The sequence below is a fragment of the Caballeronia pedi genome, from assembly GCF_001544915.2.
GTDB lineage: Bacteria > Pseudomonadota > Gammaproteobacteria > Burkholderiales > Burkholderiaceae > Caballeronia > Caballeronia pedi.
Genome location: NZ_FCOE02000004.1, coordinates 35,992 through 58,478 on the forward strand (window position 1 = coordinate 35,992; position 22,487 = coordinate 58,478).

21 protein-coding genes and 1 riboswitch are annotated in these 22,487 nt (G+C 64.9%); of the genes, 9 read left to right on the forward strand and 12 right to left on the reverse strand.

The genetic code is table 11. From position 1 onward, the window contains the following. Window positions 1-108 precede the first annotated feature (108 nt). From AWB80_RS07290 to AWB80_RS07315, 6 genes are all read right to left on the reverse strand, one after another. A complete protein-coding gene (locus AWB80_RS07290; RefSeq protein WP_061173989.1) occupies window positions 109-1,740 on the reverse strand; it encodes an ABC transporter substrate-binding protein in 1,632 nt (543 codons plus the stop codon). A gap of 321 nt (window positions 1,741-2,061) precedes the next feature. After that, window positions 2,062-2,901, reverse strand: a complete 840-nt coding sequence (gene metF / locus AWB80_RS07295) for a methylenetetrahydrofolate reductase [NAD(P)H] (RefSeq protein WP_061173990.1) — start codon at window positions 2,899-2,901, stop codon at window positions 2,062-2,064. 25 nt (window positions 2,902-2,926) lie between these two features. After that, on the reverse strand, window positions 2,927-3,280 hold the full coding sequence (locus AWB80_RS07300; RefSeq protein ID WP_061173991.1) for a phage holin family protein: 354 nt from the start codon (window positions 3,278-3,280) through the stop codon (window positions 2,927-2,929). 84 nt (window positions 3,281-3,364) lie between these two features. After that, on the reverse strand, window positions 3,365-4,786 hold the full coding sequence (ahcY, locus tag AWB80_RS07305) for an adenosylhomocysteinase (protein WP_061173992.1): 1,422 nt from the start codon (window positions 4,784-4,786) through the stop codon (window positions 3,365-3,367). A 31-nt stretch (window positions 4,787-4,817) separates the two neighbouring features. Beyond that, window positions 4,818-4,940, reverse strand: a riboswitch (S-adenosyl-L-homocysteine riboswitch). 82 nt (window positions 4,941-5,022) lie between these two features. Further along, window positions 5,023-5,745 carry an LrgB family protein gene (locus AWB80_RS07310; protein WP_061173993.1) on the reverse strand — a complete coding sequence of 241 codons (723 nt, stop codon included), beginning with the start codon at window positions 5,743-5,745 and terminating at the stop codon, window positions 5,023-5,025. Window positions 5,746-5,755: 10 nt separating this feature from the next. Further along, entirely contained in the window at window positions 5,756-6,199 is a 444-nt protein-coding gene (locus tag AWB80_RS07315) for a CidA/LrgA family protein (protein ID WP_061173994.1), read from the reverse strand. A 130-nt stretch (window positions 6,200-6,329) separates the two neighbouring features. Between AWB80_RS07315 and AWB80_RS07320 the strand changes: the two genes are divergently transcribed. Continuing rightward, complete coding sequence (locus AWB80_RS07320; protein ID WP_061173995.1) at window positions 6,330-7,274, forward strand: LysR family transcriptional regulator; 945 nt, start codon at window positions 6,330-6,332, stop codon at window positions 7,272-7,274. 66 nt (window positions 7,275-7,340) lie between these two features. On the opposite strand, the gene AWB80_RS07325 is transcribed toward AWB80_RS07320, so the two are convergent. Further along, entirely contained in the window at window positions 7,341-9,023 is a 1,683-nt protein-coding gene (locus AWB80_RS07325; RefSeq protein ID WP_061173996.1) for an OmpA family protein, read from the reverse strand. Window positions 9,024-9,335: 312 nt separating this feature from the next. On the opposite strand from AWB80_RS07325, the gene AWB80_RS07330 reads away from it, so the two are divergent. Next, the gene (locus AWB80_RS07330) at window positions 9,336-11,033 is read left to right on the forward strand and encodes an isovaleryl-CoA dehydrogenase (RefSeq protein WP_061173997.1); all 1,698 of its coding nucleotides are present in this window, start codon (window positions 9,336-9,338) and stop codon (window positions 11,031-11,033) included. On the opposite strand, the gene AWB80_RS07335 is transcribed toward AWB80_RS07330, so the two are convergent. From AWB80_RS07335 to fliE, 5 genes are all read right to left on the reverse strand, one after another. Further along, window positions 11,011-11,343, reverse strand: a complete 333-nt coding sequence (locus tag AWB80_RS07335; RefSeq protein WP_061173998.1) for an EscU/YscU/HrcU family type III secretion system export apparatus switch protein — start codon at window positions 11,341-11,343, stop codon at window positions 11,011-11,013. The genes AWB80_RS07330 and AWB80_RS07335 overlap by 23 nt on opposite strands. Then, complete coding sequence (fliK, locus tag AWB80_RS07340) at window positions 11,340-12,650, reverse strand: flagellar hook-length control protein FliK (RefSeq protein ID WP_061173999.1); 1,311 nt, start codon at window positions 12,648-12,650, stop codon at window positions 11,340-11,342. Before fliK ends, AWB80_RS07335 begins: the two co-directional genes overlap by 4 nt. 42 nt (window positions 12,651-12,692) lie before the next feature. Further along, window positions 12,693-13,022, reverse strand: a complete 330-nt coding sequence (locus tag AWB80_RS07345; RefSeq protein WP_061174000.1) for a flagellar protein FliT — start codon at window positions 13,020-13,022, stop codon at window positions 12,693-12,695. A 30-nt stretch (window positions 13,023-13,052) separates the two neighbouring features. Then, window positions 13,053-13,472, reverse strand: a complete 420-nt coding sequence (gene fliS, locus AWB80_RS07350) for a flagellar export chaperone FliS (protein ID WP_061174001.1) — start codon at window positions 13,470-13,472, stop codon at window positions 13,053-13,055. Between the two features lie 217 nt (window positions 13,473-13,689). Beyond that, on the reverse strand, window positions 13,690-14,055 hold the full coding sequence (gene fliE / locus AWB80_RS07355) for a flagellar hook-basal body complex protein FliE (RefSeq protein ID WP_061174002.1): 366 nt from the start codon (window positions 14,053-14,055) through the stop codon (window positions 13,690-13,692). A gap of 272 nt (window positions 14,056-14,327) precedes the next feature. Between fliE and fliF the strand changes: the two genes are divergently transcribed. The 7 genes from fliF to fliL all read left to right on the forward strand — a co-directional run bounded on the left by fliF (window position 14,328) and on the right by fliL (window position 22,466). After that, window positions 14,328-16,100 carry a flagellar basal-body MS-ring/collar protein FliF gene (gene fliF, locus AWB80_RS07360; RefSeq protein ID WP_061174003.1) on the forward strand — a complete coding sequence of 591 codons (1,773 nt, stop codon included), beginning with the start codon at window positions 14,328-14,330 and terminating at the stop codon, window positions 16,098-16,100. Next, window positions 16,090-17,085: a flagellar motor switch protein FliG gene (fliG, locus tag AWB80_RS07365; protein WP_061174004.1), complete on the forward strand. Its 996-nt coding sequence runs from the start codon at window positions 16,090-16,092 to the stop codon at window positions 17,083-17,085. Before fliF ends, fliG begins: the two co-directional genes overlap by 11 nt. Continuing rightward, window positions 17,078-17,761, forward strand: coding sequence for a flagellar assembly protein FliH (gene fliH / locus AWB80_RS07370; protein ID WP_061174005.1), 684 nt, complete (start codon window positions 17,078-17,080; stop codon window positions 17,759-17,761). Before fliG ends, fliH begins: the two co-directional genes overlap by 8 nt. Then, complete coding sequence (gene fliI, locus AWB80_RS07375) at window positions 17,755-19,281, forward strand: flagellar protein export ATPase FliI (RefSeq protein WP_061174006.1); 1,527 nt, start codon at window positions 17,755-17,757, stop codon at window positions 19,279-19,281. Before fliH ends, fliI begins: the two co-directional genes overlap by 7 nt. A gap of 65 nt (window positions 19,282-19,346) precedes the next feature. Further along, window positions 19,347-19,796: a flagellar export protein FliJ gene (gene fliJ / locus AWB80_RS07380; protein WP_061174007.1), complete on the forward strand. Its 450-nt coding sequence runs from the start codon at window positions 19,347-19,349 to the stop codon at window positions 19,794-19,796. 34 nt (window positions 19,797-19,830) lie between these two features. Then, window positions 19,831-21,168, forward strand: a complete 1,338-nt coding sequence (locus AWB80_RS07385) for a flagellar hook-length control protein FliK (protein ID WP_061174008.1) — start codon at window positions 19,831-19,833, stop codon at window positions 21,166-21,168. 809 nt (window positions 21,169-21,977) lie between these two features. Continuing rightward, the gene (gene fliL / locus AWB80_RS07395) at window positions 21,978-22,466 is read left to right on the forward strand and encodes a flagellar basal body-associated protein FliL (protein ID WP_061174009.1); all 489 of its coding nucleotides are present in this window, start codon (window positions 21,978-21,980) and stop codon (window positions 22,464-22,466) included. Window positions 22,467-22,487: the final 21 nt, after the last annotated feature.

A 22,487-nucleotide genomic window follows, 5' to 3' on the forward strand; every position in this document is an offset into this window, starting at 1 on the left:
TGGAGGGACTCAAAACGTGTCCGGCGGCTTGGATCGTACTTCGACCCGCGCCGCCGGACCTTTTCGATTAGTTATGGTTTAGTGCAAAAAGCGCTCCGCAGCAAAACCTTATTGCATGCCGACGCCATCGAAGCGCACGTAGCCGAGCGGCTCGATCTTCATGTTCGTCACCTTCTTGCTGACTGGCTGATAGACCGTCGAGTGCGCGATCGGCGAGAACGGCAGTTGCTGCGCGAAGATCTGCTGCGCGTCGGTGTAAGCCTTGGTGCGCGCGGCGACGTCGGTGGTCGAACGGCCCTTCACGACGAGCTCGTCGAACGGCTTGTAGCACCACTTCGAGAAGTTGCTGCCCTTCACCGCATCGCAGCCGAGCAGCGTGCCGAGCCAGTTGTCGGGGTCGCCGTTGTCGCCGGTCCAGCCGATCAGCAGCGCATCATGTTCGCCCGCGTGCGCGCGCTTCAGATACTCGCCCCACTCGTACGACACGATGTTCGCCTTCACGCCGATCTTCGCCCAGTCGGCCTGGATCATTTCCGCCATCAGGCGCGCGTTCGGGTTGTACGCGCGTTGCACGGGCATCGCCCACAGCGTGATCTCGAAGCCGTTCGGAAAGCCCGCCTTGGCGAGCAGTTCCTTCGCCTTCGCGGTGTCGTAGGCCTGACCTTTCAGGTTCTTGTCGAAGGACCATTGAGTCGGCGGCATCGGTGCGGTGGCCGCCTGGCCCGCGCCCTGATACACGGAATCGATGATCGCCTTCTTGTTGATGGCCATGTCGAGCGCGCGGCGCACGTCGGTATTGCCGAGGTCCTTCTTCGTCACGTTGTACGCGACATAGCCTTCGTTGAAGCCCGCCTGCGACGGCGTATCGACGTTCGACACCGACTTCAGCGTCGAGATATCGCCCGGACGCGGATAGCTCATCACCTGGCATTCGTTGTTCTTCAACTTCTGCACGCGCACGGCGGCGTCCGGCGTGATCGAAAAGATCAGCTTGGAAATCTGCACCGCGTTCGGCTTCCAGTAGTCAGGATTGCCGTCGAAGCGGATGGTCGCGTCCTTCGTATAGCTGCGGAAAATGAACGGGCCCGTGCCGACCGGCTGCTGGTTGATGTCGGCAGCCTTGCCGTCCTTCATCAGCTTGTCCGTGTACTCGGCGGACAGGATCGATGCGTATTCCATCGCCATGTTCTGGATGAACGGCGCGCTCACTTCCTTCAGCGTGAACTTCACGGTGTACGGATCGACCTTCTCGATCTTCGAGATCAGCTTGTCCATGCCGAGGTCCGTGAAGTACGGAAACTGCACGTTGTACGCCTTGCGGAACGGATTGTTCGGATCGAGCATGCGGTTGAACGTGAAGATCACGTCATCCGCGTTGAATTCGCGCGTCGGCTTGAAGTAGGACGTGGTCTGGAACTTCACGCCGTGACGCAGATGGAACGTGTAGGTGAGGCCGTCGGACGAGACGTCCCACTTTTCCGCGAGGCCCGGCTCGACCTTCGTGCCGCCGCGCTCGAACTCGACGAGACGGTTGTACACGGTGAAGGTGTTCGCGGTGAAATCGGTGCCGGTGGTGTATTGGGCCGGATCGAAACCGGCCGGGCTGCCTTCCGAACAGTACACGAGCGTCTTGTTCGGGATGGCTGCGTTCGCCGCGCTCGCCGCGAAGAGCGATGCCGTGGCCACGGCGCCCGCGAGCGCCGACATGCGGACGGCTCGCAACAGGCTGTTTTTGTTCATGTTTCCTCCAAGTCGATGCCGGCTTCTGGCCGGCGTAGCGCGAGTGTACTTGATCGCACCGCCCGTTTTTCGGCGCGTGTGCGCAAAGTCGGGCGCTACCGTAGCACGAACAAAAGTGACATGCGCGCTTGGTTTTCCCCACTAGAGTTTGTCGCCGATGGCACTCCGATAAGGGTATGTTATCGCTCATGCGCAGACGTGATAGACCGGACGACGAAATATTGCGCGCGCGGCCTTGAGCCGGCGAAAAAAGGCGAACTTCACGGGAGAAGAAACAAGAACCGCGCGACGAGCGCCGCGCGGGTGAAGCATTGATGCAGATCAGACGCTTTTGAATCCGAGGCCTTCGCAAATCGCTTTCGAGGCCCACGCGCCGTTGAGCGTGTAGAAATGCAGCCCTGGCGCGCCGTCGTCGACGAGACGCTGGCACAAACCCGTGACCACATCGACGCCGAATGCGCGAATCGACTCGCGATCGTCGCCGAAGCTTTCGAGCCGGCGCGCGATCCACTTCGGCACTTCCGCGCCGCACATGTCGGAGAAGCGCATCAGTTGCGAGAAGTTGGTGATCGGCATGATGCCCGGCACGATCGGCACGTCGACGCCGAGCTTGCGCGCTTCCTCGACAAACCTGAAGTACGAATCGGCGTTGAAGAAGTACTGCGTGATTGCGGAATTCGCGCCCGCCTTCACCTTGCGCGCGAAGTTTTCGAGGTCCGCGCGCGGCGACTTCGATTGCGGATGAAACTCCGGATACGCGGCCACTTCGATGTTGAACCAGTCGCCGTGCTCCTGGCGGATGAACGCCACGAGTTCGGACGCATAGCGCAACTCGCCGACTTCGCCCATGCCCGAAGGCAGATCGCCGCGCAGCGCGACGATATGACGAATGCCGTGCTCGCGGTAATTCAAAAGGATCGCGCGCAGGCTGTCCCGCGACGAGCCGATGCACGAAAGATGCGGCGCGGCCTCGAAGCCTTCCGTGGCCATTTCGAGCACGGTGTCGAGCGTGCCTTGCTGCGTGGAGCCGCCCGCGCCGAAGGTCACGGAAACGAACTTGGGCGAGAGCTTCTTGAGCTCGGCGCGGGACGCGCGCAGCTTGTCCACGCCTTCCTGCGTCTTCGGCGGGAAAAACTCGAATGAGAGTTCGATCGGTTTCATGATGGTGGATGATCGAGCGGCGACGTCAGCCGAAGTTGCGGTTCCCGAAAATGAGCGCCGACAACAGCCACGACACGATGCTGTACAGAATCGAGCCGAAGAACGCGGACCAGAATCCCGACACTTCGAAGCCCTTCAGCAGCGACGAGCACAGCCAGAAACACAGCGCATTCACGACGAGTATGAAGACCCCGAGCGTGAGGATCGTCACCGGCAGCGTGAGGATGATGAGAAGCGGCCTCAGCACTGCATTGATGAGCCCGAGCACCACCGCGATGATGAGCGCCGTGCCAAAACTGCGGATGTGGATCGACGGCACGAGATAGGTGATGATCAGGAGCGCGAGCGCGTTGATCAGCCATGTCAGCAGCACGGTCATCGAAGGTTCTCCGGTTGATGCGTCAGCTCGCGCGCGCCGCACGGGAGCGCATGCCCCCGTGCGGACGAACGCCGCCGCCTGCGATTAATAGCGATAGTGGTTCGGCTTGAACGGGCCGTTCTTGTCGACGCCGATATAGCCTGCCTGCTCGTCCGACAGCACGGTCAGTTCCACGCCGATGCGGCCCAGATGCAGACGCGCGACCTTCTCGTCGAGATGCTTCGGCAGCACGTAGACCTTGTTCTCGTACTTCTTGCCTTGCGTGAACAGTTCGATCTGCGCGAGCGTCTGGTTGGTGAACGAGTTCGACATCACGAACGACGGATGGCCCGTCGCGCAGCCGAGGTTCACGAGACGGCCTTCAGCCAGAATGATGATCTTCTTGCCGTCCGGGAAGACGATGTGATCGACCTGCGGCTTGATGTTGTCCCACGTGTACTGACGCGTGGAAGCGATATCGATTTCCGAATCGAAGTGACCGATGTTGCAGACGATCGCGTTGTTGCGCATCGCCTTCATGTGGTCGTGGTTGATGACGTGGTAGTTGCCCGTCGCCGTCACGAAGATGTCGGCGCGGCTCGCGGCGTATTCCATCGTCACGACGCGGTAGCCTTCCATCGCGGCTTGCAGCGCGCAGATCGGATCGATTTCCGTGACCCACACCGTCGCGCCCAGACCGCGCAGCGATTGCGCGCAGCCCTTGCCCACGTCGCCGTAACCGGCCACGACGGCGATCTTGCCCGCGATCATCACATCGGTTGCACGCTTGATGCCGTCCACGAGCGATTCGCGGCAGCCGTAGAGGTTGTCGAACTTCGACTTCGTGACCGAATCGTTCACGTTGATGGCCGGGAACGGCAGGCGGCCTTCCTTTTCCATCTGATACAGGCGATGCACGCCCGTGGTGGTTTCTTCCGTCACGCCCTGAATGTGCGCGAGGCGCGTGGAATACCACGTCGGATCGGCGTCGAGGTGCGAAGCGATCGACTTGTAGAGCGCCACTTCTTCTTCGTTCGTCGGTTTCGAGATGACCGAACGATCCTTCTCCGCCTTCGAGCCGAGAATGAGCAGCAGGGTTGCATCGCCGCCGTCATCGAGAATCATGTTGGCGAACTCGCCGTTCGGCCATTCGAAGATGCGGTGCGAGAACTCCCAGTATTCGTCGAGCGATTCGCCCTTGAACGCGAACACCGGCGTGCCGCCCGCGGCGATGGCGGCGGCGGCGTGATCCTGCGTCGAGAAGATGTTGCACGATGCCCAGCGCACGTCCGCGCCCAGCGCCGTGAGCGTTTCGATCAGCACGCCCGTCTGGATCGTCATGTGCAGGGAACCGGCGACGCGCGCGCCCTTCAGCGGCTGCTGCGCCTTATATTCCTCGCGCGTCTGGATGAGACCCGGCATTTCCGTTTCGGCGATGTCGAGTTCCTTGCGGCCCCATGCGGCCAGCGACATGTCGGCGACGACGTAATCCTTGGAATTCTTGGAATCGAGAACTGCGGCGTTCATCACGCCCTCCTTTCTAAATAGTCTAGAAATGTTGACGTGAGCGCCGTTCGATGCGGTGGCTCAGCGGGCTTTCGATCAGCCTTCGAACCGTCCGGATTGAATGCTCCGAGCCTGGCGGCCTGTGTTTCTGGCCGTCGCAACGCTCCTCGGAAGCGAACGCCGATTGTAGCAAAGTCCCGTGGGAACGATCCGATTCTGAGACGCGCGTGGGGACTTTTCGCGGCGCTTTTCCGCGCTCAGAAAGGCAGCGCCGACAGCAACGGCGCGAGCAGCACCATCGCGACGCCCGCGATCATCATCGTGAGACTGGCGACGACGCCCTCTTCGCTCCCCAGTTCGCGCGCCTTGGCCGTGCCGACGCCGTGCGCCGCCGCGCCGAACAGCGCGCCACGCGCGAGCCGCGTGCGCAGCGGCACGAGCGCGAGCACGATCTCGCCGAACAGCATGCCGCACACGCCCGTCGCGATCACGAATAGCGCGGTCAGGTCCTTCGGCGCGTGGATCTTGTCGGAAACGGCGAGCGCGAAAGGCGTCGAGACCGAGCGCGTCGCGAGACTGCGCTGCAATTCCGGCGACAGATGCAGCAGCTTCGCGAGCATCAGCGATCCGCCGACCGCCACCAGAATGCCGACCGTCACGCCGACGCTCAGCGAAATCCAGTGCCGCTTGATGAGTTCGCGGTATTCGTAGATCGGCACCGCGAACGCGACCGTCGCCGGGCCGAGCAGCCACATGAGCCAGCGCGTGTCGGCGAAGTAAACGGAGTACGGAATGCGCGCCATCACGACGATCAGTGCGAGCACCGCCGGCACGGCCAGAAGCGGCGTGAGCCACGGCTGCCTGAAGCGCGCGTAGAGCTGCTTGGCCGCGAAGTACAGCGCGACGGTCAGCACGAAGCAGCCCGCCGCGATGAGGCGCGCGGCGTCGTCTTCGATGAGGGACGCGTAGAAGTGGTTCATGTCGGCTGACTCACGCCCGTGCGGCCTGCCGTGCGACGAGCACGCGGCGCAACGCAAGATGGCGTTCGAGGCGCGCCGCACGGTCGACGGCGAACGCGACGGCCACCATCACCATCAACGTTCCGCCGACCACCACGAGCGCGAGCCGCCAGCCGTCTTCCATGAAGAGGCCGCCGTACTGAACCGCCGCGACCGCCGCCGGGATGAAGAACAGCAGCATGTCCGAGAGCAGCCAGTCCGCGCCCGCCTTCACCCAGCGCGGCGCGATGCCGCCGCAGAACAGCAGCGCGAGCAACGCGACCAGGCCGACCACGCCGCCCGGCACCGGCAACGCCAGCTTGCGCGCGACGAAATCCGCCGCGACCCAGATCGCCGCGAGCGCGGCGGACTGCACCGCGACGCGCAGAAAGCGGCCGAAGGCGGATTGCGAAGGGGTCGTCAGGGCGGCGGACATGGCGGGCTCGTATGCGTTGAAATCGATGAACTAGGGTTAACCTGTAGTCCGAGTATATGGTCGCTCCTTGCATAATTAAAATGAATTAAGCTTATCCAAAACATTCCGAACTGGAATTCAGGAGCCGACGATGGAATTGCGCGCCTTGCGGTACTTCATCGAGGTCGTGAAGCAGAAGAGCTTCACCGCCGCCGCCGAACACATGTTCGTGACCCAGCCGACCATCAGCAAAATGGTGAAGGCGCTGGAGGATGAAGTCGGGTCGCCGCTGCTGTTGCGCGAAGGTCGTCAGATGGTGCTGACCGACGCCGGGCAGATCGTCTATCAGCGCGGCGTCGAGGTGCTGGCGGCGCACGCGCGGCTGGAGGCCGAGCTGAACGATCTCGGCACTTTCGGGCGCGGCACGCTGACGATCGGCATCCCGCCGATGGGCGGCTCGCTGTTCACGCCCGCTATCGCCGAGTTCCGGCGCCGCTATCCGAAAGTCGAACTCAAGCTGTTCGAGCGCGGCTCGAAGGCGATCGAGGCGGCGCTCATCGACGGCGAACTGGAACTGGGCGGCGTCCTGCAGCCCGTCGACACCAATATGTTCGACGTCCTGCCCGTCAGCCGGCAGATACTGTGGCTGGTCGCGTCGAAGGGTTCGCGCTGGGACGACGCGCGCGAAGTCGCACTCACCGATCTCGCTGCGGAACCGTTCGTGTTCTACGGCGAAAGCCTCGCGCTGAACGACGTCGTGCTCAACGCGTGCCGCGAGGCGGGTTTCGCGCCGACGATCGTCGGCCGCAGCGGACACTGGGATTTCATGGCAGCGCTGGTGCAGGCGGGCATCGGCATCGCGCTGCTGCCCGCGCCCTACTGCCGCCGCCTCGACGCCGACGCGTTCACCTGCCGCCCGGTCGTCGCGCCGGAGATTCACTGGGATATGGCGCTCGGCTGGCGGCGCAACGGGTATCTGTCGCACGCGGCGCGCGCGTGGATCGAAGTCGCGCGCGAAATGCTGCCGGCGAATCTCGATCAGGATTTCATGGGCGATGGCTTTCCGCGCGCACGTCGCGCCGAGCCGGGAAAATGAAACGCGCCGGCTTGCATTGAGCAAGCCGGCGCGTTCCTTACAGCAACTTCCCGGGCGTTAACCGTATCAGTTCAATTCCTTGAACTCGATCCGGCGATTCGCCGCGCGGCCTTCGCGCGTCGCGTTGCCGGCGATCGGATGCGCGTCGCCGAAACCTTCCGCCGAGAGCGTATCCGCGGGCACGCCGTGCTGGATCAGATAGCTGCGCACCGCTTGCGCGCGCTTTTCCGACAAACGGATATTCGCCGCCGGATCGCCCGAGCTGTCCGTAAAACCACCGATCTGCAACTTGATCGGCTTGCCGGATGCGTCGCAATTCTTCAGCGACTTCGCGGATGACGCGAGTTGGTCCAGCGCGGCGCGCGGCAACGAATTCGACGCAAAGCCGAAGTTGATCGGACGCGCATTCAGTTGCTTCGCGATGTCGGCGGTGGCGCAAGACGCTGCGGCCTGGGCGTCGGAGGCGGCGAGCGCTTTGGCTGCGGCCGGGGTATCGGAAGTGATCGCCCAGCCTTCGCCGAAGGATGCCTTCAGCTTGTCCAGCCAGCCGAGCGCGGTGTCCGCGGCGCGGCCGCTCAGATCGACCTTGTCGCCCGCGATCCGCACCTGCGCGCCCGGCAGCGCCATGACCGGCAACAGGTCGTCGAGCTTGCCGAGCCACGCGGCCGGTTTCGTGTCCGGATCGACCGTGATGTTGGCCTGGAATTTGTCCATGCCGAGCTTGACCGCGAGCATGTCGAGCAGGTGTTGCCGCTCCTTCTCGCTGTTCACCCTGGCGGTCAGCGTAGGCATGCCCGAGGCGTCGACCGCGAAGGACATTGTCGAGTCCTTGCCCGGCAGCGCGACGGGCATCGATGCCTGACTCGCGGATGGAATCGTCGCGGCCGCGTCGGAACCGGCGGTGGTGACCGCGGCCATGTCGGTGCTCGCGTCAGACGCCGCATCCGGCTTCGCGGCGGGCGCGGTGTCCTCCTGCTTTTCCGTCGAGCAGCCGCGTCCGAGCAGCGCCGCGAACAGCGCGAGCGCGGCGGCGAGCGCGACCCACCACCATTTCTTCTTGCCGGCGTGCTCCTTCGCGGGCGGCTCCGGAGCGGCGATGGGTTCCTGCTGCAGCGGAAACGCAGCGGCTTCGTGCGTCGCCGGATGGTCGAGATGCGCCGCCACGGCCTTCAGCCGCGAAGCGACGCCCGCGAGAAAGGCGCCGACCGAGCCGAGACCGAGCGCGTTGGCGAATGCGTCCGTCATGTTGGCGCGCACCACCGGCAACTGATGGCCGAGCAGAGCCGGAAGCTGGGCCGCCTGGCCGTTGTGCTGCGTGAGATAGCGCTTGAGCACGCCGAAGAGCGTTGCGCCGACCACGCCGGTCAGCGTGCGCGTGGCGTTTGCCGCCACGCCCGTGTATTCGGCGATGCGCTCCGCGAGCCCGTTGAGGCTGTCGCGCGAGGCGATCGCCTCGTCGGTTTTCGCGCCGGTGTCGACGAGCGTCCTGAATCCCTCGTCCTGCACGACGAAATGCGGCAGTTCCTCCGCGATCAGCGCATTGGTGCCCGGCGACATGATCGCCGCGAACAGATTGCGCGCGCCTTCGAGCGAAGACGCCTTGTTCATCATGGCGCCGATCAGCACGGGCCCGCACAGCGACACCACGCGCTTGGCGGATTCCGGCGCGCAGCCGATGCGCCCGGCGATGTGCTGCAACACGCTTTCTGACAAAGCGCCCTGGACGAGTTGATTGAGGTTGATGCTCATTGAGAATGCTTCCGTGAAAGGCGTATTTGCATCCGCCGGAATAGGCGAGCCGATTATAGGTTCGGGCTCCTGCGCGTCATCGGGGCGGGATGAACAATCAGATTTATCTCAGTGACCAGCGCATTAGGAACGGGCATCAGAAAAGCATGCTGATTTGTGAAAAGAACGATGCGTCTACCCGTCCGATGAATGCGCGGCCTATGATTCCTGAATTCGAGATGGGGCGAGACGCCCGGAGCGGCTGTTGCGCCCGCCCGACAGTGACGCATCGCCGCGCCGCCAGCGCGCGCGTGGAAATGAAGGAGACCAGCGATGTCCGATTCCGCCGATCGCCCGTTCGGGCAGACACACGAAGTCACGAATCAGGCGCCGCCGCTCGTCGGCTACGACGCGTTCGCCTTCGATCCGGCGCTGACGGGCGCGCTCGGGCGGGAAGGCGCGCAATGGCACGCGCAGGCGCTCTCGCGCGACGGCATGACGCTGACGCAGCCGGATGTCGTCGCGCTGGCGGAACTCGCCAACCGGCACGAGCCGGAACTCGCGACGCACGATCCGCGCGGCGAGCGCATCGACGCGGTCGAATTTCATCCGGCCTGGCACGAATTGTTGCGGCGTCTGCGGCACGAGGGGCTGCACGCGTTGCCGTTCGAGCCGGCCGCGCGCGCCGGATCGATGGCCGCGCGGTGCGCCGGCTACTATCTGCACGGCCAGCTCGAATCGGGCTCGCTGTGCCCGATCACGATGACCTTCGCGAGCATTCCGATCCTGCGTAACGAGCTCGATCTGTTCGCGCGCATCGAGCGGCCGTTGCTGTCGCGCGAGCACGATCCGCGCGACATCCCGCTCGAAGCCGGCAAGCATTCGATGATGATCGGCATGGGCATGACCGAAAAACAGGGCGGCTCGGACGTGCGCAGCAATCGCACGCGCGCGTACGCGCTGGGCGCGCCGGGACGCGGCGGTGCGTATCGGCTGGTCGGTCACAAGTGGTTTTTCTCCGCGCCGCAATGCGATGCGCATCTGGTGCTCGCACGCACCGCCGACGAAGGCGGCCTGTCGTGCTTCTACGTGCCGCGCTTCGCGCCGGACGGCCGCAAGAACGCGGTCCAGATCCAGCGCCTGAAGGACAAGCTCGGCAACCGCTCGAACGCGAGCAGCGAAGTGGAGTTTCGCGACGCCTACGGCGTGATGATCGGCGACGAGGGGCGCGGCGTGCCGACCATCATCGAGATGGCGAACTTCACGCGGCTCGACTGCGTGATCGGCAGCGCGGCGCTGATGCGCGCGGCGCTCGTGCAGGCGATCCATCACGCGCGGCATCGCAGCGCGTTCGGCGCGCATCTCGTCGATCAACCATTGATGCGCAACGTGCTCGCCGATCTCGCCCTCGAATCCGAAGCCGCGACGGTTCTTTTCATGCGGCTCGCGGGCGCGTTCGAGCGCAGCGCCGTGCCGGACAGCGCGCTCGCCGAGCGCGCGTGGCGGCGCATCGTCACGCCGGCCGCGAAGTTCTGGGTCTGCAAGCGCGCGCTCGAATTCACCGGCGAAGCGATGGAAGTCTGGGGCGGCAACGGCTATGTCGAAACCGGGCCGATGGCGCGTTTCTATCGCGAGGCGCCGGTCAATTCGATCTGGGAAGGGTCGGGCAACGTCATGTGTCTCGACGTGCTGCGCGCGTTCGAGCGCGAGCAGGACGCCGCGCACGCGCTGCTCGCCGACTGGAAGCGCACAGCGGCCACGCATCCGGCGCTGGCGGGCGCGCTGGCGTCGCTGCTCGACATGCTGACGGGCGATCCGGCTGTGCGGGAAGCGTCGGCGCGGCGCATCGCGCAGCAACTGGCGCTATGCGCGCAGGGGGTGTTGCTCGCGCGGCACGCGCCGCAGGAAGTCGCGGATGCGTTCATCGATACGCGGCTCGGCGATGCGCGCGGTGAGACAGGGCGGGTGTATGGCACGCTGCCGGCGCGGTTTGATCATGGGGGGATCGTCAGGCGGGCGTTTGCCGCGTAACGAGCGCGCGCCCGCTTTCCCGCATCGGCTCCTCGTTCTCCAGCCGATACACCCACGAAAGCAACTCCGCCACCGCCTGATACAGGGCAGGCGGAATGTGCGCGTCGAGATCGACCTGCATCAGCAGCGACACCATCTCCGGCGATTCGTGCACATACAGCCCCGCTTCCTTCGCGCGCTGCACGATCATCTCCGCGACCATGCCATAACCTTTCGCCACGACGCGCGGCGTCGCCTCGCGATTGCCCGAGTCGTAGGCGAGCGCGGTCGCCTGCCTGCGCGCGTACGGCGGCTGATCCTGTCCGCTCATGCTTCACTCCCCTCACCGCGTGGCGGGCGAAACAGATGTTCGAGCGGCGAGCGCAACGGCTTTTTCACGACAGGCTTGTCGGCAGACAGCGCGAGATCGGTCGTGCCGTCCATCGAGCGCACGGACAGCGACGCCAGCGCAATGCCCGCCGCTTCGAGCTGACGCGCGAACGCGGCGCCATCGGCGGCGAGACGGCGTGCGCCCGAATCCCCCGCCTTGATGCGCGCGACGAGCTTCTCGCCCGTCAGCACCAGTTCGGCGTCGACCGTGCCGAGCGCGGGCAGCGACAGCGTGATGCGCGTGCGCCACGCGTGCTTGTCGGCGGCATCGGCGGCATCGTCGGGCGTGCGCGGATCGCGCGGTTCGCGGGCGATTTCCCACTCGAAGCGTGTGCCGGGCCACGCTTCGCCCTGCCAGCGGAACTGCTGGTTCGCGAGCACGTCGAGTTGCTGACGCACGACATTCAGCGTCGCCGGATGGATGCCCGCCGCTAGCGACGCCTGCAACGCCGATTCCTGCGGGCCGGTCTGCGCGTTCGCCCCGCCCGGCGCGTTCCCGCTCTGCGAATTCGAGAGCGCCGACGCCGGCGCATCACGCACCGACGCCGCGAGCGCGGCCGCTTGTTGCGGGTTCTGCGGCATCGCGACCGGACGCGCATGAAAATCGGGCAGATCCGGCGTGAATTGCGACGCGCGCGCATCGTCCAGCCATGCGTCGCCGTTCGCGAAATCGAGCTGCAAGGACAGCGAGCGTGCATCGGCGCGCGCCTGCGGCTCGTTGCCGAGCGACGCGGCGCTGCGCTGGCCCGCGAGCCATTGCACCAGATGCGATTCGTAGAACAGCCCGCTTTCGTCGACGGTCTTCGCCAGCGCGGTCGCGAGCGCGGCGGCGGGCAGCGGCGGCAGATTCTGCGTCGCGGCGCGCGCGGCCGCGACGGCGGCGGCGTTGGCGGAGAAAGCGGTATCGAAGAGGCCGGTCGTGAGCGCGGCGAAGGCACTCGCGGGGCGCGGCGGGGTCGGCCAGAGCGGGGCGTCGCTGGTCAGCGCGGGCGTCGCGCCGCCCAGGCGCGAGATCACGTCGAGCGTGCGCGCGACGCTGGAAAGCGCGGTTTGCGCCGATGCCGCCGGCGCCGCGTTCTGCGCGGGCGCGCCGACTGGCAGCGGCATGTCCGTCTGCGTCGTCGTCTGCCCGACGCTCGCGCCCGTCACGCCCGTGCCGCTGACGCCGTTCGGCGCGCGAATCGCGGACAGCAGGAGCTCGGTGCGGCTGGCGAGCAGCGATGCGATCGCGGTGTCGAGTCCAGTCATGCCCACATCCTCAATTGCGCCACGGCCGGCGCCCACGGACCCCTAACGCAGTCCGATCATCTTTTTCAGTACGCGCGCCGGGCTGTTGACCGTGAACAGCGCGGACAGGCGCGCGAGGCTCGGCGAACTCAGATCGCGGATCGCGGCGTCGTCGGCGAGAATCTTCTTCACGAGGTCCAGCTTGCGCGCGCGGGCGTCGTCGTCGAGTTCCGAGCCGGAATCCACTTCCTTCAACTGCTCGACCAACTCGCGGTAAGTGCCCTGCAACGTCTTCAGCTCGCTCCATTCGCCGCCGCGCGCGGCCGCCAGCATCTGGCCGGAAACCGCTGCAATGGCTTCGTAGTGGGCGAAATAGTCTTGTGTCGTCTTCATTCTTTCGAGGCAGTCGACGCGAGAGTCCCGTCAAACGGGCGTCGCGGTCAGTTGCGCCACTTCCGGTCCAATTCCCACCCAGGCTTCTTCGAGCGTTGCGAGCAGGTTGTCGACCTCGACGAGCATCGTCTCGTCCTGCTTCAGATTCGCCTCCAGCAGCCGGCGCGTCATATACGTGTAGAGCGCGTCCAGACGCTCCGCGATCTCGCCGCCCGCATCCTTGTTGAGCGCCTGCTGCAGGCCGCTCTCGATGATGCTGATGGCCTTGCTGATCGCAGCGCCCCGCGCGCCGATGTTGCGTTGCTGCAGGTGCATGCGCGCCTGCGCGATCGCCTGGCGCGCGCCCTGATACAGCATCACGATCAGCCGATGCGGGCTCGCTCCCATCACTCCTGTCTGAACGCCCACGCGTGCGTACGCGCTAGCTCCAGCGTGTCCTGGGGAATACATCTCTCGGTTCTCCTTATGCGATGCCGCGGTGTCCGCATGCTTCGAGCGGACGCCTTGTTTCTCGTCCTGATCCGTATGGGCCCGGCAAAACCGGTGCGGGCAAACGAACCATCGTTCGCCGTGCCGTTATCGGGGTTATCGGAGAAACGCGGCAAAGCTTTAGGAAGCAAGGCTCCAGACCGTCGCAACGATAAAGGGCTGGATCGCGGAGTCCGCGTCAGACGGAGATCTGCATGATGTCGTTGTAGGCCGACACGAGCTTGTTGCGCACCTGCAACCCGAATTGCAGGCCGACGTTCGCCTTCTGCATGTCCACCATCACGTCGTTGAGCGACACGTTCGGCGCCCCGATCTCGAAGGCGTGCGCCTCGCCGAGCGCCTTGGTCTGGTTGTCGCTGATCTTGTCGATGGACGATTTCAGCGCATCGGAAAAGCTGCCGACGCTCGCCGCGCCCGATGTCCCGCCCTGCCCCGTGACGGCACCCGACGCGCTGGTCGGGCCGGAGGTCCCGCCGGCGGCTTGCGAGGCCATCGACTGAATGGCCGAGAGCGCGGCGGAAAGCGGATTGATCGGAAAGTTCATGTTGACTCCGGGTGACAGGGGAAAGCCGGTGCCGCACGTAGCGGGGGACCTGGCGCTCGGGACGCGTTTCGCGGAGGTTCGCCGAGTACGAAAAAGCTTAGCAGCGGGCCGTTTTTCAAAGCACGGGAAGAACGGGGAAAACCCCGCTCTATTCGCTGAATCGACTTGCAATCTTCTGCGGATAATCCCCATCGTGAAAAGTCCTCCACCGCCGCTTACATCAGCGGATACCGGCGGCAGGAGAACAACAGGATTCGGAGCTTCGACGCTAAATGGAAACGCCCAACAACTCACTGATCACGCCCGACGCCAGAATGGGCCTGGCGGGCGCACAACCGGGTTCAGCCGGAACGATCGGCGCCGGCCCGGGCCTCGCGGGCGCCGACTTCGGCGGCTTTGCGCAGCGCGTGCCGATGCTCAACCAGTTCCGCTCGAATCCGCGCGTGCCGCTCATCGTGGCCGCCGCGATTCTGGTGATGGTAGTGGCGGGCCTCGTCATGTGGTCGCGCCAGCCGGATTACCGCGTCCTCTTCTCCAACCTCTCGGACCGGGACGGCGGCGCAATCGTTGCCGCGCTCCAGCAGGGCAACATTCCGTACAAGTTGTCCGACGGCGGCGGCGCCATTCTCGTGCCCGACGCGCAGGTTCACGAAACCCGTCTGCGCCTCGCGAGCCAGGGCTTGCCGAAAGCCGGCTCGGTCGGCTTCGAGCTGATGGACAACCAGAAGTTCGGCATCAGCCAGTTCGCCGAGCAGGTCAACTATCAGCGCGCGCTGGAAGGCGAACTGGAGCGCACGATCGGCTCGATTTCATCGGTGAAGTCGGCGCGCGTGCATCTGGCGATTCCGAAGCCGAGCGTGTTCGTGCGCGACAAGGAACTGCCGACCGCCTCCGTGATGGTCAATCTGTATCCGGGCCGCGTGCTCGACGAAGGGCAAGTCGTCGCGATCGCGCACATGGTCGCGTCGGGCGTCTCGGACATGCCGGTCAAGAACGTCAATATCGTCGATCAGGACGGCAATCTGCTCACGAGCCAGAGCGCCGCGAACGGCCTCGACGCGTCGCAACTGAAGTATGTGCAGCAGATCGAGCACAACACGCAAAAGCGCATCGACGCGATCCTCGCGCCGCTCTTCGGCGCCGGCAACGCCCGCTCGCAGGTGAGCGCCGACATCGACTTCTCGAAGCTCGAACAGACCGCCGAAAGCTACGGCCCGAACGCCAATCCGCAAGCCACGGCGATCCGCAGCCAGCAATCGAGCGAATCGAGCGAGACGTCGGGCGGCGGCGCATCGGGCGTGCCGGGCGCGCTGTCGAACCAGCCGCCGCAGCCGGCGTCCGCGCCGGTCGACGCAGCCGCGTCGGGCGTGGCGGGCGCGAAGTCCACGCCGCAGAACCAGCGCAAGGACACGACGACGAACTACGAAGTGGACCGCACGGTGCGCCACTACGAGCAGGCGACGGGCGGCATCAAGCGTCTGTCGGTGGCGGTGGTCGTGAACTACGAGAAGAAGCTCGACGCCAAGGGCAACGTCACCATGACGCCGCTCGCCGCCGACAAGCTCGCGCAGGTCCAGCAACTCGTGAAGGACGCGATGGGCTTCGACGACAAGCGCGGCGACTCGGTGAACGTCATGAACAGCGCGTTCTCGGCCGATCTGAACGTGACGCCCGACGCGCCGTGGTGGCGCACCCCGCAGATGATCGCGTGGGGCATCCAGGCGGCGAAGTACGTGGGCATCGGCATCGTCGGGTTGTTCCTGTACTTCAGCATGGTGAAGCCGGCGATGCGCCGCGCCTTCCCGCCGCCGCCCGAAGTCGCGCCGACGCTCGGCGCACCGGATGCACTCTCGCTGCTCGACGGTCCGTCGCTCGACGGCGAGAAGAAGGAAGACGAAGACAAGGATGCCGAGGTGAGTCTCCTCGGTCATGAAAGCAAGAAAGCCAAATTCGATCGCAATCTCGACTACGCGCGCATGGTGGCGCGTCAGGACGCGAGAATCGTTGCGACGGTCGTGAAAAACTGGGTGTCCGATGAACGCTGAAGGCCTGAACAAAGCCGCTCTCCTCCTGATGTCGATCGGTGAGGAAGAAGCCGCCGAAGTATTCAAGTATCTCGCGCCGCGCGAGGTGCAGAAGATCGGCGCGACCATGGCGGCCCTGAAAAACGTGACGCGCGAGCAGCTCGACAACGTGCTGACCGAATTCGTGTCGGAGGCGGAGCAGCACACCGCGCTGTCGCTGGATTCGAGCGAGTACATCCGCTCGGTGCTGACCAAGGCGCTCGGCGAGACCAAGGCAGGCGCGCTGATCGACCGTATCCTGCAAGGCAGCGACACGAGCGGCATCGAAGGCCTCAAGTGGATGGACTCGGGCGCGGTCGCGGAACTGATCAAGAACGAGCATCCGCAGATCATCGCGACGATCCTCGTGCATCTGGACCGCGATCAGGCTTCGGAAATCGTCTCGCTGCTGACCGACCGTCTGCGCAACGACGTGCTGCTGCGCATCGCGACGCTCGACGGCATTCAGCCCGCCGCGCTGCGCGAACTCGACGACGTGCTGACCACGCTTCTCTCCGGCAGCGACAACCTGAAGCGCGCGCCGATGGGCGGCATCCGCACGGCGGCGGAGATTCTCAACTTCATGTCGAGCAATCACGAGGAAGGCGTCATCTCGAACGTGCGCGAATACGATGCCGAACTCGCGCAGAAGATCATCGACCAGATGTTCGTGTTCGAGAACCTGCTCGACCTGGAAGACCGCGCGATCCAGTTGCTGCTGAAGGAAGTGGAGTCGGAGACGCTGATCGTGTCGCTGAAGGGCGCGCAGCCTGCCCTGCGTCAGAAGTTCCTGTCGAACATGTCGCAGCGCGCGGCCGAACTGCTCGCCGAAGACCTCGATTCGCGCGGTCCGGTGCGCGTGTCGGAAGTCGAGCAGCAGCAGCGCAAGATTCTCCAGATCGTGCGCAATCTCGCGGAAAACGGGCAGATCCAGCTAGGCGGCAAGGCGGAGGATGCATATGTCTGACGCCCGCGCGCGCAAGGCTCAAGCGGCTCCGGTCTCGGCGTATCAGCGCTGGGAGATGGCGTCGTTCGATCCCGTCGAAATCAAGGTCGATAATAGCGCGGCGGAACAGGCCGCGCTCGAAGCACACCTGCGCCGCGTCGAGGAAGACGCGTATCAGCAAGGACTCGCGAAGGGTCATGTCGCGGGCCAGGCGCTGGGTTATCAGGCGGGTTACGAGCAGGGTCAGGCGAAGGGTTTCGAGGACGGCCGCAAGGAAGCGCTCGCGCAGGCCGCGCGCCTCGCCGACATCGCCGATGCGTTCAAGACCGCGTTGCAGGCCGCCGATGCCGCCATCGCGGAATCGCTCGCCGAACTCGCGGTCGATATCGCGCAGCAGGTCGTACGCCAGCATCTCGCGCTCGATCCGACCGCGCTCGTCGCCGTCGCCCGCGAAGTGATCGCCGCCGAGCCGGAGTTGTCGGGCGCGCCGACGCTCGTCGTCAATCCGGCCGATCTGCCGATCGTCGATGCGTATCTGAAGGACGAACTCGAAAGCGCCGGCTGGACCGTGCGCCCCGATCCCGAAATCGAGCGCGGCGGCTGCAAGGCGCACGCGGCGACCGGCGAGATCGACGCGACCAACGTCTCGCGCTGGGAACGCGTCGTGGCCGCTTTGGGGAGAACCAAGCCGTGGTGAATCAACGGATCACGCAGGATGGACTAAGCGCGCTCGAACAGGAAATCGCGCGCGCATCGTTCGGCCCGCTCGCTCACGACGAATCCGTCGGCGACGAATCGCCCGACGAACTCGCCGCGCGCACCATCGCCGAACTGGCCGATATCGCCGGCAATCCGCACATCGACGCGTGGCGCGAAACGCTCGATGCGCTCAAGTCGCGCAACGCGATCGCGAAGCCGTTGCGGCCGTGCGGGCGTCTGACGCGTGCTGCCGGGCTCGTGCTCGAAGCGGTCGGCCTGAAGATGGGCGTCGGCTCCGAATGCATGATCGAGTTGCCGCCCGGCAGCGCGATTCCGACCGCCGAAGCCGAAGTGGTCGGCTTTTCGGGCGACAAGCTCTTTCTGATGCCGACCACCGAAGTGGCCGGCCTTCTGCCCGGCGCGCGCGTCTATCCGCTCGAAAGCGCGCCGATCAACGATCCGATGGCCGGCGCGAAGCGCTTGCCGGTCGGCTGGGAAATGCTCGGGCGCGTGGTCGATGCGTCGGGCCGCCCGCTCGACGGGCTCGGTCCGCTCGGCGCGAAAGTCGATGCGCCGCTGAACGCGCCGGTCATCAACCCGCTGAACCGCGAGCCGATCCACAAGGTGCTCGATGTCGGCGTGCGCGCGATCAACACGCTGCTGACGGTCGGGCGCGGCCAGCGCATGGGCCTGTTCGCGGGTTCGGGCGTCGGTAAGTCGGTGCTGCTCGGCACGATGGCGCGCTACACGAGCGCGGAAGTGATCGTGATCGGGCTGATCGGCGAACGTGGCCGCGAAGTGAAGGAATTCATCGAGCAGATTCTCGGCGAGGATGGTCTCGCGCGCTCGGTCGTCGTCGCGGCGCCGGCGGACGTGTCGCCGGTGCTGCGGATGCAGGCCGCCGCGTACACCACTTCGCTCGCCGAATATTTCCGCGATCAGGGCAAGCACGTCCTGATGCTGATGGATTCGCTGACGCGTTACGCGATGGCGCAGCGCGAGATCGCGCTCGCGATCGGCGAGCCGCCCGCGACCAAGGGTTATCCGCCGTCGGTGTTCGCGAAGCTGCCCGCGCTCGTCGAACGTACGGGCAATGGTCCGGAAGGCGGCGGCTCGATCACCGCGTTCTACACCGTGCTCACCGAAGGCGACGATCAGCAGGACCCGATCGCCGACTCGGCGCGCGCGATTCTCGACGGCCATATCGTGCTGAACCGCTCGCTTGCGGAGGCTGGGCACTATCCGGCCATCGACATCGAGCAGTCGATCAGCCGCGCGATGACCGCGCTCATCGACGACAGGCATCTCGAACGCGTGCGTCTCTTCAAGCAGATGCTGTCGCGCTATCAGCGCAACAAGGATCTGATCAACGTGGGCGCGTATTCGAGCGGGCGCGATGCGTTGCTCGACCGCGCGATCGCGCTGTATCCGCGCATGGAGTCGTTTTTGCAGCAAGGCTTTCGCGAGCAGGCGCCGTTCGAGCCGAGCATCGCGATGTTGAATCAACTGTTCGAATAGTTTTCGACTAGTATCCGAAGCATTCGTCATAAGAACGCCAAAAGACCATACGGGACCGCCACGCCATGACCAGGAATCTGCCGATCAACACGCTCATCGAACTTGCTGCTGAGGAACTCGACGCCGCCACGAAGAAGCTCGGCAAACTTCAGCAGGAGCGCAACGACATCGAGACGCAGCTGAATTCGCTCGTGACCTATCGCGACGAATACCACGCGCGGTTCACGGCATCGGCGCAGGAGGGCACCACGGCGCAGACGCTGCGCAACTTCCAGGCGTTCGTCGATACGCTCGATTCAGCGATTGCGCAGCAACGCACGGCGCTCGTCATGGCCGATCAGCGCATCGAGGCGGCCAAGCCCGACTGGCGTCTGAAGAAGCAGAAGCTCGGCAGTTACGAAGTGCTGGCCGCGCGCGGCGAGGCGATGCTCGCGAAGAAAGCGGCGCGCGTCGAGCAGCGCGAAGCCGACGAGCACGCGGCCAAGGTGCTGCGCATGCGCGCCGAGCGTGCCTGAACCGTTTTTAACCCATTGCATTTGAGAGACTCGTATGTCCTCCGTATCTTTCCTCGGCGCGCTGACGGGCGCCGCGTCATCGAGCAAGGCCGCGGCGCAGCGCGCGGCGAGCGCGGGCGCGTCGTTCGGCATGACGCTGCAAGGCATCACCGACCGCGCCAATGCCGACGCGCAGGCGGCGAAGGCGCTGGCGGATTCATCGGCCGATAAATCGAGCGTGCATGACGCGCCGAAGCCGGACGACAGCGCTGCCGATGCCGCGTCGAAGAGCGACGACGCGTCGGATGCGCAGGCTGCGTCGAAGCCCGATCGGACGGACGCGCCGAAAGAGGCATCGAAGAACACGGGCAAGGACGCATCGAAGCCGGCGGCATCGGGGACTTCGTCGGATGCGACTGCTGCCGCTGCTGCGCAGGCGAAAGCGCGCGCGGATGAAGCCAACGCCGACGATACCGACACTGACGTCACGCTCTCCGATCTGACCAACGCCATTACCGCTTCGGCCGACGACGACAAATCGACCGGCGAAACCCACAAGAGCAGCGATGCGAAGTCGGCGCAGGACCCGCTTCAGGCAGCGCTCGCAGCGATCAACAACCCGCCGGTCAATCCGACGACCGCCAATGCCGCGGCGAATGGTTCCGTCGCGAGCGCGCGCGAAGGCGCGAAGGGCGAGGATCAAGGCGGTTTGTTCGGCAAGGGCGGAAAGGGTGCGGGTCTGGCCGTACTGGCGAGCAACGTGAACGCGGATGCCAAGGCGACCGATGCGACCGCGCTGGCCGTCGCGACGATGCCCGCGGATGCCGCGACCGCCGCCTACAAGCAAGCCGCCGATGCAGCCGCGCATGCGGTGGCGATGCAGGCCACATCCGCGAACTCGGCGGTGTCGAGCCCGCAAGGCGCGATGGCGTCGGCGACGAGCGCGGCGATTGCGCCGCACGTCGGCGCGTCCGGCTGGGACGATGCGTTCAGCCAGAAGGTCGTGTTTTTGTCGAAAGGGGATCAGCAGAGTGCTGAGCTGACTTTGAATCCCAAGGATCTGGGGCCGTTGCAGGTGACGTTGCAGGTTTCGGAGAATCACGCGCACGCGTTGTTTGTTTCGCAGCATGCGCAGGTGCGGGAGGCGGTCGAGGCCGCCATGCCGAAGCTGCGTGAGGCCATGGAAGCGAATGGCATCAGTCTCGGAAGTGCTTCGGTTTCGGATGGGGCTGCGTTTGGAAGGCAGTCGCAGCAGGAAAGCGGAGGGGAGCGCTCGTCCGGGGCGCGGGGTGGGCGTGGGGTTGGTGGGATCGGTGGGGGGGATGATTCGGTCGCTTCCAGCTTGAGTTTGCCGGTGCGGCGCAGGGTTGGACTTGTCGATACGTTTGCCTGATGGCGTGGGGGCTTTTGCTTTTGGTTTCGCCGGATCCCGTGATCGTGGCGGTCTATTTGCGTTGCCCCTGTGCGGGGCGGCAGTCACTTTCTTTGCTGCTGCAAAGAAAGTAACCAAAGAAACAGCTTGTCCCAGCCGGAACGCTTCATACCGGCCGCGGCACAGGCGATCAGTCTTGGCACAGCAGTAGCGAGTGCCCTCATAGGCCACATCGGGCGTGGTCCGCGCACGGTCTGCCACATCGCGCCGCGCGCGTGGCTGGTTCAGCACTAAATGGCTCCGGCCCGCTTCGCGACCGACGGGTCCATCGGGTCTGCGTGTGCTTCTGCGTTTCTCTTTTCTCGTTGGTTTCCCTTGCATACCCGACGGCAGCGCGCAGCGCTGTGCCGAAGCTATTTCGTGCTGAACCAGTGCGCCTGGATTTCTAGCTCGTCGGACCGTGCGCGGTCCACGCCGGATTAGACCTTCGAGGGCACTCGCTACTGCTGTGCCCTAGCCGTTCGCCTGTGCCGCGGCCGGCATGAAGCGTTCCGGCTGGGACAAGCTGTTTCTTTGGTTACTTTCTTTGCAGCAGCAAAGAAAGTGACTGCCGCCCCGCACAGGGGCAACACCAATAGACCGACACGAATACAAGTTTCCCGAGAATCGCCCGTTAACAAACGCCAAAGAGAAAGCGCAATAAGCCCGCGCCAGGGCCCCAAAGAGGGTTCAAACCAATCGGATGGAATAACCCCAAATCCCCCCTCTGTTCGACCCATCGCTTTACACGGCGATAGCCAACAATTCACCCTATCGAAAGAGGCAAGCAAATGGCTACCACGACCGCAAACCAGCAATCCATCGTTCCCGCGAAGAGCGGCAAGCTCAAAAAGATCCTGATCATCGCCATCGGCGCGATCGTGCTGCTCGGCGCGGGAGCCGGCGGTGCTTACTTCTTCCTCGGCAAGACCCACGGCGCGGCCAAACCCGCGCCCGAACCGCCGCCCGTGTTCTTCCCGCTGGAATCGCTCACAGTGAACCTCCAGTCCGACGACGGCAGCATGCACTATCTGCGCGCCGGCCTCACGCTCAAGCTGAAAGACGAAAAGGTCCAGTTGCTCGTCACCGAGCACATGCCCGAAGTCCGCAGCCGCGTGCTGCTCCTGCTCTCAGGCAAACGCCCCGACGATCTCGCGACCGTCGACGGCAAGAAACAGCTCGCCAACGAGCTACGCGCGGCGGTCGAAACCGCGGCGAGCACCGCTGAAAAGCCGGTGCGCGTCGAGGAAGTGCTGTTCACCGAATTCGTCGTCCAGTAACGCCGCATCAGCGAGTAACCA